The following is a 13,512-nucleotide window of genomic DNA, read 5'->3' as shown; positions in this document are numbered from 1 at the left end:
CGCGGGGAGGGGGATCGTCAGGCCTTCAGGTCGAAGCGGTCGGCCATCATGACCTTGGTCCAGGCGGCGGCGAAATCGGCGACGAATTTCGCGGCATTGTCGTCCTGGGCGTAGAGCTCGGCATAGCTGCGCAGGATCGAGTTCGAGCCGAAGACCAGGTCGGCGCGGGTGGCGGTGTAGGCCACGGCGCCGGTCTTGCGGTCGCGGATCTCGTAGGTGCCCTCGGCTGCCGGGACCCACTGGTAGGCCATGTCGGTCAGGACGGTGAAGAAGTCCTGGCTGAGCGTGCCCGGGGCCGCGGTGAAGACGCCATGCGCGCTGCCGGCGTAGTTGGTGCCCATGACGCGCATGCCGCCGACCAGCACCACCATCTCGCGGGCGGTGAGGCCCATCAGCTGCGCGCGGTCGAGCATCATCTCCTCGGGGGAGACGACGTATTCCGCCTTCTGGAAGTTGCGGAAGCCGTCGGCCTTGGGCTCGAGCACGTCGAAGCTGCCGGCATCGGTCATCTCGTCGGTCGCGTCGCCGCGGCCCGGCGCGAAGGGCAGCTCCAGCGCCTGGCCGGCCGCTTTCGCTGCCATCTCGACGCCCAGGTTGCCCGCCAGCACGATCGTGTCGGCGATCGAGGCGCCGGCCTCGGCCGCGATCGGCTCCAGCACGGACAGGACGCGGGCCAGCCGCTCGGGCTCGTTGCCTTCCCAGTCCTTCTGCGGGGCCAGCCGGATGCGCGCGCCATTGGCGCCGCCGCGCATGTCCGACCCGCGATAGGTGCGGGCGCTGTCCCAGGCGGTGGAGACCATGTCCGACAGGCTCAGCCCCGAGGCCGCGATCTTTGCCTTCAGCGCGGCGACATCGTAGCCGGTCGGGCCGGCCGGGATCGGATCCTGCCAGATCAGGTCCTCGGCGGGGACGTCGGGACCGACATAGCGGGCCTTCGGCCCCATGTCGCGGTGGGTCAGCTTGAACCAGGCGCGGGCGAAGGTGTCGGCGAAATAGGCGGGATCGGCGCGGAACTTCTGGCAGATCGCGTTATAGGCCGGGTCGACCTTCATCGCCATGTCGGCATCGGTCATGATCGGCATGGTCTTGATCGACGGGTCTTCCACATCGGCGGGCATATCGGCCTCGGCGATGTCGACCGGCATCCACTGCCAGGCGCCTGCCGGAGACTTCTTCAGCTCCCACTCGTGGCCGAAGAGCATGTCGAACCAGCCCATGTCCCACTGGGTCGGGTTGGAGGTCCAGGCGCCCTCGATGCCGGAAACGACGGTGTCGCGCCCGACCGAGCGGCCCTTGGTGTTCATCCAGCCGATGCCCTGGTATTCGGGGCCCGCGGCCTCGGGATCGGGGCTCAGGTTGGCGGCGTCGCCATTGCCGTGGCACTTGCCGATCGTGTGCCCGCCGGCGGTCAGTGCCGCGGTCTCCTCGTCATCCATCGCCATCCGGGCGAAGGTCTCGCGCACCTGGGCGGCGGTCTTCACCGGGTCGGGCTGGCCGTTCACCCCTTCGGGGTTCACGTAGATCAGGCCCATCTGCACCGCGGCCAGCGGGTTCTCCATGGTCTCGGGCTTCGAGACATCGCCATAGCGGCTGTCCGACGGCGCCAGCCATTCCTTCTCGGCGCCCCAGTAGACGTCCTTCTCGGGATGCCAGATGTCCTCGCGGCCAAAGCCGAAGCCGAAGGTCTTCAGCCCGGCGGTCTCGTAGGCGATGGTGCCCGACAGGATGATCAGGTCGGCCCAGGAGATCTTGTTGCCGTACTTCTTCTTGATCGGCCACAGCAGGCGGCGGCCCTTGTCGGTGTTGACGTTGTCCGGCCAGGAGTTCAGCGGGGCGAAGCGCTGGTTGCCGGTGCCGCCGCCGCCGCGGCCGTCGGCCAGGCGGTAGGAGCCTGCCGCGTGCCAGGCGACGCGGGCGAACATGCCGACATAGGAGCCCCAGTCGGCCGGCCACCATTCCTGGCTTTCCGTCATCAGCTTGCGCAGATCGGCCTTCAGCGCCTCGATATCGAGGGATTTCAGCTCTTCGCGGTAGTCGAAGGCCTCGCCCATCGGGTCGGTCTTCTTGTCATGCTGGTGCAGGATGTCGAGGTTCAGCGCGTTCGGCCACCAGTCCATGACCGATGCGCCGCTGGCGGTGTTTGAGCCATGCATGACCGGGCATTTGCCCGTCATCTTGATGTCGTTGCCGTCCATGATGTCCTCCTGGATCGTGCTGCGGTCGTGCCAACGGGAGATCTGTGCCGACTCCGTCCGCTGTCCAGCGGGCCGGATCCGGCATCGTCCACACCTCCCCTTCGCAAGCAGCCTAGCGAAGCCATGCGACGGAATCACATCGTTAATTCTGAACAGATCGATAAGGTTTCCTGATCGAATGCTTTAAGTGCGATCAGAAATGCATGTTCATGCCGGACCGGTGCTCTGGCGGATCATCAGCTCCACGCCGATCTGCCGGCGGCTCCGCGCCGCTGTCCCGGCCGCGCCCTCGAGCTGCGCGCGCAGCAGCTCGGCCGCGGTCTCGCCGATGCGGCGGCGGTCCTGGCGGATCGTGGTCAGGGCAGGGACGTAGTATTCCGACAGCTCGATATCGTCGAAGCCGATCACCGAGATGTCGCGCGGAACGTCGAGACCGCCCGCGACCAGCCCCGAGATCAGCCCGAAGGCGCCCATGTCCGAGGCGCAGAACACCGCCGTTGGCCGGTGCTCCATCGCCAGGATCTGCCGCGCGGCCTCATGGCCGGAGGCCAGCGAAAAGTCGCCGCGGATGATCCATTCGGGCCGCGCGGGCAGGTCGAGCCGCCGCCGCTCCGCCTGCATAGCCTCGCGCCGTGCATGGGTCAGCACATTGCCCGCGGGGCCGGTCAGATGGGCGATGGCGCGGTGGCCGAGCCCGTGGAGATAGTCGATCGCCAGCCGCGCGCCGCCCTCGTTGTCGCAGCGCACCGAGGCGAAATCCGCGTCCTCGATCCATTCGCAGGCGAAGACGATGCGGTCGCCGACGCCCTGGGCGCTGAGCTTGGCCAGCTCCTCGCCGCCGCAGCGCGAATCGAGCGAGATCATCCCGTCGATGCGGCCGTCGAGGAAATAGCGCTCCAGGATGGCGTTGCAGTCATGCTTGGCGGTGTCGGCGATCAGCACCGAATAGTCGCTGCCCTCGAATCCCGCGCTGATCCCGGCGAGGATCTGCGAGAAGAACGGATTGCCGAGGCTCGGCACCAGGACCAGCACCGCGCCGGCCCGCTGCATACGAAGGTTCCGCGCCGCGCGGTTGACGCGGTAGCCGGTCACGCGGATCGCCTCGAACACCGCCTCGCGGGTGGTTTCCGTCACCACGTCGGGATTGCTCAGCGTCCGGCTGACGGTCGCGACCGACACCCCGGCCGCCCGCGCCACATCCACGATCCTCACTGGCTTCTGCTGTGTCATCACCCTGTCCCGGCCGGTTTGCGTAACGGAGTCTAAGCCCGGTCTTGACTCGAATCCATCTTCGTTAATGATGCATGTAATCGTTTACAAAGCGATCAAAGCAGAAATGACGCGGAATGTAAACGATTACAGCAACATGGACCGGCCGGGGAGGGCCGGAGGGAGAACATCATGAATCACATCCGGCGAATCCTCGCGGCGACGTCCGCCCTGGGCGCGCTCGCGGCGCTGCCCGCGGCGGCGGCCGATCTTGAAGTCACGCATTGGTGGACCTCGGGCGGCGAGGCGGCGGCCGTCGCCGAATTCGCGCGCATCTTCGAGGAAAAGACCGAGCATACCTGGGTCGACGGCGCCATCGCCGGGTCGGGCAACACCGCGCGGCCGATCATGATCTCGCGCATCACCGGCGGCGATCCGATGGGGGCGACGCAGTTCAACCACGGCCGCCAGGCCGAGGAGCTGGTCGAGGCCGGGCTGATGCGCGACCTGACCGACATTGCCGAGGCCGGGCACTGGCGCGACGTGGTCAACCCGCCCTCGCTGCTCGACAGCTGCACGCTGGACGGGCGGATCTACTGCGTGCCGGTGAACATCCATTCCTGGCAGTGGCTGTGGCTGTCGGAGAAGGCCTATGCCGATGCCGGCGTGCCGGTGCCGACGACCTGGGAGGAATTCGTCGCCGCCGCACCCGCGCTGGAAGCGGCGGGCAAGGTGCCGCTGGCGCTCGGCCAGCAGGCCTGGCAGATGAGCGGGCTCTTCGCCACGCTGATGATCTCGCTCCTGCCCGACGACATCTACCTGGGCGTCTACCGCGACAAGGACGAGGAGATCGCCGCCGGGGCCGATGTCGCGGGGATCTTCGCCGCGCTCGACACCGCGCGGAAGATGGCGGCGAAATCGACCGTGCAGGACTGGAACCAGGCGACCAACATGGTCATCACCGGCGAGGCCGGCGGCCAGGTGATGGGCGACTGGGCGCAGGGCGAATTCGCCATGGCGGGCCAGGTCGCGGGCGAGGACTACCACTGCCTGCCCGGGCTCGGCGACAAGGACATCCTGACCACCGGCGGCGACGCCTTCTACTTCCCCAAGCTGCGCGACGACGACATGGCCGACGCCCAGGCGGATCTGGCCGAGGTCATCATCTCGCCCGAGGCGCAGGTCGCCTTCTCGCTGAAGAAGGGCTCGCTGCCGGTGCGCGGCGATGTCGACCTGGACGCGGCCAATGCCTGCATGCGCAAGGGGCTTGCCATCCTCGCCAGCGGCGAGGCGCTGCCCGACACCAACCAGCTGATCGACTCCGACACGCGGACGCAGATCGAGGACCTGCTTGTCGAGTTCTTCGCCGACCCGTCCTATGCCCCCGAGGACGCGCAGAAGCGCTTTGCCGGGATCATCGGCAATGCCCTCTGACCCCGTCCATGCCCGCCAGGGCGGCACCGCGCCGCCCTCCGCCGCCCGGCGGCCGCGGCGGCTGCTGCGCAACCTGACCGCCAAGATCGCGGCCATCCCGATGGTGCTGACCGCCATGGTCGTCTTCCTCGGCGGCACGGTCTGGACCGTCACCTACAGCTTCACCAACTCGAAGCTCCTGCCGCGGGCGGAGTTCGTCGGGCTCGCCCAGTACGAACGCCTCTGGGCGACCCGCCGCTGGGTGGTCTCGATCGAGAACCTGGCGATCTACGGGCTCTGCTCGCTGGTCTTCAGCCTGGTGATCGGCTTCGTCCTCGCCGCGCTCCTCGACCAGAAGATCCGCTACGAGAGCGCCTTCCGCACGATCCTGCTCTATCCTTTCGCGCTGAGCTTCATCGTCACCGGCCTCGTCTGGCAGTGGATCCTCAACCCCGAATTCGGCGTCCAGTCGATCATCCGGGCGATGGGCTTCGAGGGCTTCGCCTTCGACCCGCTCTACAATCCCGACATCGCCATCTTCGGCATCCTGATCGCCGGGCTCTGGCAGGGGACGGGGCTGATCATGGTGCTGATGCTGGCGGGGCTGCGCGGCATAGACGGCGAGATCTGGAAGGCGTCGCGCGTCGACGGCATCCCGGCCTGGAAGACCTACATCTTCATCATCGTGCCGATGATGCGGCCGGTCTTCATCACCGCGCTGGTGCTGATCACCTCGGGCATCGTCAAGCTCTACGACCTCGTCGTGGCGCAGACCGGGGGCGGTCCGGGCATCGCGACCGAGGTGCCCGCGAAATACGTCTACGACTACATGTTCGGCGGGCAGAACCTGGGCCAGGGCTTCGCCGCCTCGACCATGATGCTGCTGGCTGTCGCCATCGTCGTCATCCCCTGGGCGATGCTCGAATTCGGGGGGAAGCGCCGTGGGTAAATGCCGCGACATCGAACACGCCCCCCTGCGCGCGCAGGCCGAGACCGTGCTGACCGACTATGCCGCGCAGTCGCGCGACGGGACGGGACCGCGCGGCCGCAAGCCGAAGAAGCGGCTCTCGGGGCGCAACATCATGATCTACGGGACGCTCTTCGTCGTCTCGGTCTACTACCTGCTGCCGCTCTGGGTGATGGTGGTGACCTCGCTGAAGGGGATGCCGGAGATCCGGCTGGGCAACATCTTCGCCCCGCCGGTGGAGATCACCTTCGAGCCCTGGGTCAAGGCCTGGTCCGAGGCCTGCACCGGGCTGAACTGCGACGGGCTCAGCCGCGGGTTCTGGAACTCGGTGCGGATCACGGTGCCCTCGGCGCTGTTCTCGATCTTCATCGCCTCGGTGAACGGCTACGCGCTGGCCAACTGGCGCTTCAAGGGCGGCGAGGCCTTCTTCACCATCCTGATCTTCGGCGCCTTCGTCCCCTACCAGGTGATGCTCTATCCGATGGTGATCCTGCTGCGCGAAATCGGGCTCTACGGCTCGCTTGCGGGGCTGGTGCTGGTCCACACGGTCTTCGGCATGCCGATCGTGACGCTGCTCTTCCGGAACTACTTCACCTCGCTGCCCGAGGAGCTCTTCAAGGCCGCAAGGGTCGACGGGGCCGGGTTCTGGGGGATCTACTTCCGCGTCATGCTGCCCATGTCGCTGCCGATCTTCACGGTGGCGATGATCATCCAGATCACCGGCATCTGGAACGACTTCCTCTTCGGCACCGTGTTCACGCGGCCGAACCTCTATCCGATGACGGTGCAGCTCAACAACATCGTCAACTCGGTCCAGGGGGTGAAGGAATACAACGTCAACATGGCCGCCACGCTGCTGACCGGGCTGGTGCCGCTGGCCATCTACTTCGCCTCCGGCAAGCTCTTCGTGCGCGGCATCGCCGCCGGAGCGGTGAAAGGGTAACCTCATGCAACCAAGCATCGCCATCAAGGATCTGAAACTGGCCTTCGGCGCCGTCGAGGTGCTCCACGACCTGAATCTCGATGTGGGGCAGGGGGAGTTCCTGGTTCTCCTGGGCTCGTCGGGCTGCGGCAAGTCCACCCTGCTCAACTGCATCGCCGGGCTGCTCGACATCACCGACGGGCAGATCTTCATCCAGGGCCGCAACGTCACCTGGGAGGAGCCCTCGGACCGCGGCATCGGCATGGTGTTCCAGAGCTACGCGCTCTATCCGCAGATGACCGTCGAGGGGAACCTCTCCTTCGGGCTGAAGAATGCGGGCCTGCCGAAGGCGGAGATCGCCGAGCGGGTCGCCCGCGCGGCCAGGGTGCTGCAGATCGAGCCGCTGCTGAAGCGGAAGCCGGCCGCGCTTTCGGGCGGGCAGCGGCAGCGCGTCGCCATCGGCCGGGCGCTGGTCAGGGATGTCGACGTCTTCCTCTTCGACGAGCCGCTCTCCAATCTCGACGCCAAGCTGCGCGCCGACCTCAGGGTGGAGATCAAGCAGCTGCACCAGCAGCTCGAGAACACGATGATCTACGTCACCCATGACCAGGTGGAGGCGATGACGCTCGCCGACCGCATCGCGATCATGAAGGGCGGCAAGATCATGCAGCTCGGCACGCCGAAGGAGATCTACAACCGCCCGGCCAACCGCTATGTCGCCGAATTCATCGGCTCGCCGACCATGAACATGCTCGACGGGACGCTCGACATGGAGATCGCGCCCAGCTTCTCCTGCGATATCGCGACCTTCGCGCTCGGCGAATACGGCTTCGCCCCGGGCACAGTCTCGGGGCCGGCCTGGTTCGGCATCCGCCCCGAGCATGTGGAGTCGGGCGAGGCCGCCGAGGCCATGCCGGTGCAGCTCGACACGGTGATCGACCTGGTCGAGCCGCTGGGCTCCGACACGCTGGTGCGCGTCCGCGCGGGCGGCCAGCTTCTCTGGGCGCGGGCCAACGGCCAGCCCGACCTCAGCCCGCGCCAGCCGCTGCGGATCGGCTTCGACCCGGCCCGCGGCCATCTTTTCGACCGCCAGGGCGACATCCGCCTCTGACCGCTGTCCCAAGTTTCAGGATCAATACGATGAACGTTTCCTTCCAGCTCTACTCCGCCCGCGATGCCGGTCCCTGGGACCAGGTGCTGAGCACGCTTGCCGATCTGGGCTATACCCAGGTCGAGGGCTTCGGCGGGGTCTACGAGGACCCGGCCGCCTTCCGCGCCCTGCTCGACGCGCGCGGGCTTGCCATGCCCTCGGGCCATTTCTTCCCGGTGGAAAGCTTCGAGAGCGGGCTCGCCACCACGCTGGCCGCGGCGAAGGCGCTCGGCATGTCGCAGCTCTACTGCCCGGCCGTGCCGCCCGAGATGCGCAGCATGGACGCCGCCGCCTGGACCGTCTTCGCCAAGCGCCTGGCCGAGGCCGGCAAGCGCGTGCAGGATGCGGGCTTCCGCTTCGGCTGGCACAACCACAACTGGGAATTCGCCGATCTCGGCGGCACCTGCGCGATGGAGATCATCCTGGCCGAAGCGCCGGAGATCGCCTGGGAGGCGGATATCGCCTGGATCACCCGCGGCGGCGCCGATCCGCTGGCCTGGATCGAGCGCTACCGCGACCGCATCGCCGCCGCCCATGTGAAGGACATCGCGCCCGAGGGCGAGTGCCTCGACGAGGATGGCTGGGCGGATGTCGGCCAGGGGGTGATGGACTGGCCCGCGATCATGGCCAAGCTGCGCGCCATCGGCGTCGAGCTCTTCGTCATGGAGCATGACAAGCCCTCGGACGCGACCCGCTTCGCCACCCGCTCCATCGAAGCCTTCAAGACCTACTGAGGTTCCCCATGAGCAAATCACTTGGCATCGGCGTCATCGGCTGCGGCAACATCTCGGCCGCCTACATGCGCCTCGCCCCGCTCTTCAAGGGCATCGAGATGCGCGCCTGCGCCGACCTGAACATGGAGCTCGCCGAGGCGCGGGCTGCGGAATTCGGCCTGCGCGCGCTCTCCGTCCCGGACCTGCTGGCCGCCGGGGACGTCGACGTGGTCGTCAACCTGACCATCCCGGCGGCGCATTACGACGTGTCGCGCGCGGTGCTCGAGGCGGGCAAGCATGTCTGGTCGGAGAAGCCCTTCGTCCTCAGCCTGGAGGAGGGCCGCGCGCTGGCCGACATCGCCGAGGCGAAGGGGCTGCGCATCGGCTCGGCTCCCGACACCTTCCTCGGCGGGGCGCACCAGCTGGCCCGCGACCTGGTCGATAGCGGCGCGATCGGCGACGTCACCTCGGGCACCTGCTTCGTGCAGAGCCCGGGGATGGAGATGTGGCATCCGAACCCGGATTTCTTCTTCAAGCCCGGCGCGGGGCCGGTGCTCGATGTCGGGCCCTACTACATCTCGAACCTGGTCCAGCTGCTCGGCCCGGTGGCCAAGGTCGCGGCGATCTCCTCCTCGGCCTCGGAGTTCCGCACGATCACCAGCCAGCCGCGCCATGGCGAGAAGATCCCGGTGGAGACCCCGACGACGATCCACGCGATCCTGCAATTCGCCTCCGGCGCGCAGGTGACCATGGTCGCCTCCTGGGATGTCTGGCAGCACGGCCACGAGCCGATGGAGCTCTACGGCCGCAAGGGCACCCTGCATGTGCCCGACCCGAACTTCTTCGGCGGCGAGCTGCGGATGACCGCGGGGGCGAATTTCGTCAATATCGCCCGCGCCTGGGAACATCCTTTCTCCGTCGCCAATGACGCGCAGGGCCGGGCGAACTACCGCACCGCCGGGCTCGCCGACATGGCGCTGGCGATCCTCGAAGGGCGGGAGCATCGCTGCTCGCTGGATTTCTCGCTGCATGTCGTCGACGTGATGACGACGATCCTGCGCGCGGGCGAGGAGGGCAGGGTGCTCGACCTGGCGACCTCCTGCACCCGTCCCGAGGCGCTCGGCCCGGCCGCGGCTGCGGCGCTGCTGGCCTGAGCGGCGCGATGGCCCGCCTTCCCGCCCCGTCCGTCCCGCCCCTCTCGGGGGCGGGACAGCCCCGCATCGCGCGGCCGCCAGCATGGTTCGAAGACCGCCTGGAGGCCGCATGAGGACCGAGCTCTGCCTCCATGACATCGCCAGCGGCGAGACCCGGGTGCTGCTGGCCACCGACCGGCTGGTCGAGGCGCCCAACTGGGCGCCCGGCGGCGGCTATCTGCTGGTCAATGCCGATGGCGGGCTCTACCGCGTGCCCTTCGAGCGGCCGGCACTGCTGGCGGTCGATCTCGGGCCGCATGACGGGCTGAACAACGACCACGGCATCTCGCCCGACGGCCGGGTCTACGCCTATTGCGACAAGACCGAGACCGGCAAGTCGATCATCTACACCGTCCCGGCCGCGGGCGGCGCGTCCCGCCGTGTGACGGCGCTGGGGCCGAGCTGGTGGCATGGCTGGTCGCCCGACGGCACCGAGCTGGCCTATGCCGCGATCCGCGGCGGGCAGTTCGCCATCGCCGCCTGCGCCGCCGACGGCAGCGGCGAGCGGCTGCTGGTCCGGGGGCCCGGCCATTACGACGGACCGGACTACACGCCGGACGGCCAGTGGATCTGGTTCAACTCCGACCGCGGCGGCTCGATGCAGCTCTGGCGCGTGCCCGCCGCGGGCGGCGATCCCGAGGAGATGACCCGCGGCCCCCGCGACGCCTGGTTCCCGCACCCCTCGCCCGACGGGCGGCACCTGCTCTATCTCGCCTATCCCGAAGGCACGGACGGGCATCCGCGCGACCTCGATGTCGCGCTGCGCCTGATCGACCTCGGCACCGGCCGCGACCGAGAGCTCTTCGGGCTCTTCGGCGGCCAGGGCACGATCAACACCCCCTGCTGGGCACCGGGCGGAAGGCGCTTTGCCTTCTGCCGCTATGCCCCTCCCCCAGCATGATCACGAAAGGAATGACATGCCTACCACGATAAAGGGTCCAGCCATCTTCCTCGCCCAGTTCGCGGGCGATGCGGCACCCTTCGACACGCTGCCCGGCATCACCCGCTGGGCGGCGGATCTGGGCTATCGCGGCGTGCAGATCCCGGCAAATGACGCGCGGCTCTTCGATCTCGACACCGCCGCCCAGAGCCAGGACTACTGCGACGAGATCAAGGGCACCTGCGCCGAGGCGGGGGTCGAGATCACCGAGCTCTCGACCCATATCCAGGGCCAGCTCGTCGCGGTGAACCCGGCCTATGACACGCTCTTCGACGGCTTCGCCCCGGCCGCGGTCCATGGCGATCCGAAGGCGCGCACCGCCTGGGCGGTGGACCAGGTGAAGAAGGCCGCCACCGCCTCGCGGCGGCTCGGGCTGAAGACGGCCGTCACCTTCTCGGGGAGCCTCGCCTTCCCCTATCTCTATCCCTGGCCGCAGCGCCCCGCGGGCCTGATCGAGGAGGCCTTCGCCGAGCTCGGGCGCCGCTGGCGCCCGATCCTCGACCATTACGAGGAGGAGGGCGTCGATCTCGCCTACGAGATCCATCCCGGAGAGGACATCTTCGACGGCGCCACCTGGGAGATGTTCCTCGACGCGGTCGGCGGGCATGCCCGCGCGAAGATCCTCTACGATCCGTCGCATTACGTGCTGCAATGCCTCGACTACCTGGCCTTCATCGACCTCTACAAGGACCGGATCGCGGCCTTCCACGTCAAGGATGCCGAGTTCAATCCCGACGGGCGGCAGGGCGTCTATTCCGGCTACCAGCCTTGGGTGGAGCGCGCCGGGCGCTTCCGCAGCCTGGGCGACGGCCAGGTCGATTTCGGCGCGATCTTCGCCAGGCTCTCGGCCGCGGGCTTCGACAGCTGGGCGGTGATGGAATGGGAATGCTGCCTGAAATCGCCCGAGCAGGGCGCCCGCGAGGGCGCGCCCTTCATCGCCTCGAAGATCATCGAGGTGACCGGCAAGGCCTTCGACGATTTCGCGGGCTCGGGCGTCGACCGCGAGGCGATCCGCAAGATGCTGGGTGTCGCGTGATGCAGAAGCTGAAACTGGGCATGGTCGGCGGCGGGCAGGGCGCGCTGATCGGCGGCGTGCACCGCATCGCGGCGCGGATCGACGGCCAGTGGGAGCTGGTCGCCGGCGCGCTGAGCTCGGATCCGGCGCGGGCGCATGCCTCCGCCGCCGAGCTGGGGCTCGACCCGGCGCGCAGCTATGCGGATTTCGCCGAGATGGCGAAGGCCGAAGCGGCGCGGCCCGACGGGATCGACGCGGTGGCCATCGTCACGCCGAACCACATGCATGCCCCGGCGGCGATCGCCTTCCTCGAGGCGGGGATCCACGTGATCTGCGACAAGCCGCTGGCGGCGACGATGGCGCAGGCCGAGGCGATCGCCGCCGCCGCGGCGGCCTCGGGCAAGCGCTTCATCCTGACCCACAACTATTCCGCCTATCCGCTGATCCGCCAGGCGCGCGAGATGGTGGCCGCGGGCGATTTGGGCGAGATCCGGCTGGTGCATGTCGAATACGTGCAGGACTGGCTGGCCGAAGAGACCAGCGGCAAGCAGGCCGACTGGCGCACCGATCCGGCGCGCTCGGGCGCGGGCGGCTGCATCGGCGATATCGGCACCCATGCCCACAACCTGGCGGCCTTTGTCAGCGGGCTGGAGATCGACCGGCTCTCGGCCGATCTCGACGCTTTCGTGCCGGGGCGGCGGGTGGATGACAATGTCCATGTGATGCTGCGCTACAAGGGCGGGGCCAAGGGCATGCTCTGGGCCAGCCAGGTCGCGGTCGGCAACGGCAATGCGCTGAGGCTGCGGATCCACGGCACAAGGGCCGGGCTCGACTGGGCGCAGGAGGATCCGAACCAGATGCGCTTTGCCCGCTTCGGCGAGCCCACGCAGATCCTGACCCGCGGCGGGGCCGGGGCGACGGCGGCGGGGCTGGCGCATCTGCGCACGCCGGGCGGCCATCCCGAGGGCTATCTGGAAGCTTTCGCGACGCTCTATGCCGAGGCGGCTGCGCTGATCCGGGGCGGTGCGGCGGAGGCGCTGCCGGGGATCGGCGAAGGGCTCGCGGGGATGCGCTTCATCGCCGCCTGCCTGCGCTCCTCGGAAGAGGACGCGGCCTGGACGGCGCTCTGACGCGGGGTCCTGCGCGACGGGAGGGGCACAGCAGGGCCCGACTCGGCTGCCCGCGGCGCGAAAGTCCCGCGGGCAGCCGGATCGGGCCAGCACGCCGCCCCGGCGGCGGCGCGCTCGGGCCGGCCGGGGCGGGCAGAGGTGGTCGCAGGATTTCGGACCAGGTGTTAAGCTGTAGCGGCTGACGGAGACTGACCTGGGACGAAGAAACGGAAACGCCATTCAGCGGAGTTCAAGGAGAAGGTGGCCCTCGAAGCGATCCGGGGGGCCTGACGACGGCTGGACCAGGCAGGAAGCACGATATCCCCCCCGCCATCATCAGCGGCAGGAAACGCACCGCGATCGAGTGTGAGGCAGTCTGGAAACGATCCGGGGGATCGTTTCCTGCCGAACGCACCGGCCTTCGGCGCTCAGGCGTCATCCGAGCCGCTGAAATCGCTCGCCGAGGTGGAAAGGCCGCACGCCAAGATCGGCCAGCTGGTGGTGGAGCGGGATGCTCCGCAGCGCTTTCGCGGCCCCACTGGGGCCACGGTCGCTGCTCCGATGTCGCGGGACGGCGTTGTTGCGCAAAACTGGTGGGATTCATCTTGTGAACCCAGCATGCTAGCCGGGCTGCATGAGCAGACCTCCGAAGCCGACCTGCAAGACCACCAATTGGCAAGCGTATA

12 protein-coding genes are annotated in these 13,512 nt (G+C 68.3%); 10 read left to right on the top strand and 2 right to left on the bottom strand.

Annotated features, from left to right (window positions below):
* Positions 1 to 17 precede the first annotated feature (17 nt).
* Both katG and FGX59_RS25840 read right to left on the bottom strand, forming a co-directional pair.
* Entirely contained in the window at positions 18 to 2,195 is a 2,178-nt protein-coding gene (gene katG, locus FGX59_RS25845; protein WP_171060833.1) for a catalase/peroxidase HPI, read from the bottom strand.
* Between the two features lie 207 nt (positions 2,196 to 2,402).
* The gene (locus FGX59_RS25840; RefSeq protein ID WP_138470014.1) at positions 2,403 to 3,425 is read right to left on the bottom strand and encodes a LacI family DNA-binding transcriptional regulator; all 1,023 of its coding nucleotides are present in this window, start codon (positions 3,423 to 3,425) and stop codon (positions 2,403 to 2,405) included.
* A gap of 171 nt (positions 3,426 to 3,596) precedes the next feature.
* Between FGX59_RS25840 and FGX59_RS25835 the strand changes: the two genes are divergently transcribed.
* From FGX59_RS25835 to FGX59_RS38210, 10 genes are all read left to right on the top strand, one after another.
* Positions 3,597 to 4,838 (top strand): ABC transporter substrate-binding protein, encoded by a 1,242-nt coding sequence (locus FGX59_RS25835; protein ID WP_138470013.1) that lies wholly within the window; start codon positions 3,597 to 3,599, stop codon positions 4,836 to 4,838.
* A complete protein-coding gene (locus FGX59_RS25830) occupies positions 4,828 to 5,766 on the top strand; it encodes a carbohydrate ABC transporter permease (protein ID WP_138470012.1) in 939 nt (312 codons plus the stop codon). Before FGX59_RS25835 ends, FGX59_RS25830 begins: the two co-directional genes overlap by 11 nt.
* 46 nt (positions 5,767 to 5,812) lie before the next feature.
* A complete protein-coding gene (locus tag FGX59_RS25825) occupies positions 5,813 to 6,727 on the top strand; it encodes a carbohydrate ABC transporter permease (RefSeq protein ID WP_240722718.1) in 915 nt (304 codons plus the stop codon).
* A gap of 4 nt (positions 6,728 to 6,731) precedes the next feature.
* The gene (locus FGX59_RS25820) at positions 6,732 to 7,817 is read left to right on the top strand and encodes an ABC transporter ATP-binding protein (RefSeq protein ID WP_138470011.1); all 1,086 of its coding nucleotides are present in this window, start codon (positions 6,732 to 6,734) and stop codon (positions 7,815 to 7,817) included.
* Between the two features lie 29 nt (positions 7,818 to 7,846).
* Positions 7,847 to 8,590 (top strand): sugar phosphate isomerase/epimerase, encoded by a 744-nt coding sequence (locus tag FGX59_RS25815; RefSeq protein ID WP_138470010.1) that lies wholly within the window; start codon positions 7,847 to 7,849, stop codon positions 8,588 to 8,590.
* Between the two features lie 8 nt (positions 8,591 to 8,598).
* Positions 8,599 to 9,723, top strand: a complete 1,125-nt coding sequence (locus tag FGX59_RS25810) for a Gfo/Idh/MocA family protein (RefSeq protein ID WP_138470009.1) — start codon at positions 8,599 to 8,601, stop codon at positions 9,721 to 9,723.
* Between the two features lie 109 nt (positions 9,724 to 9,832).
* A complete protein-coding gene (locus FGX59_RS25805) occupies positions 9,833 to 10,663 on the top strand; it encodes a TolB family protein (RefSeq protein ID WP_138470008.1) in 831 nt (276 codons plus the stop codon).
* Between the two features lie 16 nt (positions 10,664 to 10,679).
* Complete coding sequence (locus tag FGX59_RS25800; protein WP_138470007.1) at positions 10,680 to 11,738, top strand: sugar phosphate isomerase/epimerase; 1,059 nt, start codon at positions 10,680 to 10,682, stop codon at positions 11,736 to 11,738.
* Positions 11,738 to 12,847, top strand: coding sequence for a Gfo/Idh/MocA family protein (locus tag FGX59_RS25795; protein WP_138470006.1), 1,110 nt, complete (start codon positions 11,738 to 11,740; stop codon positions 12,845 to 12,847). Before FGX59_RS25800 ends, FGX59_RS25795 begins: the two co-directional genes overlap by 1 nt.
* Before the next feature lie 345 nt (positions 12,848 to 13,192).
* A partial coding sequence (locus tag FGX59_RS38210; RefSeq protein ID WP_206078435.1) for a hypothetical protein occupies positions 13,193 to 13,512 on the top strand: 320 nt, incomplete at its 3' end.

Origin of the sequence: Poseidonocella sp. HB161398, from assembly GCF_005870025.1 — a bacterium.
In the GTDB taxonomy this organism is placed as follows: Bacteria; Pseudomonadota; Alphaproteobacteria; order Rhodobacterales; family Rhodobacteraceae; genus Mangrovicoccus.
This window is presented reverse-complemented; position numbering and strand designations above follow the sequence as displayed.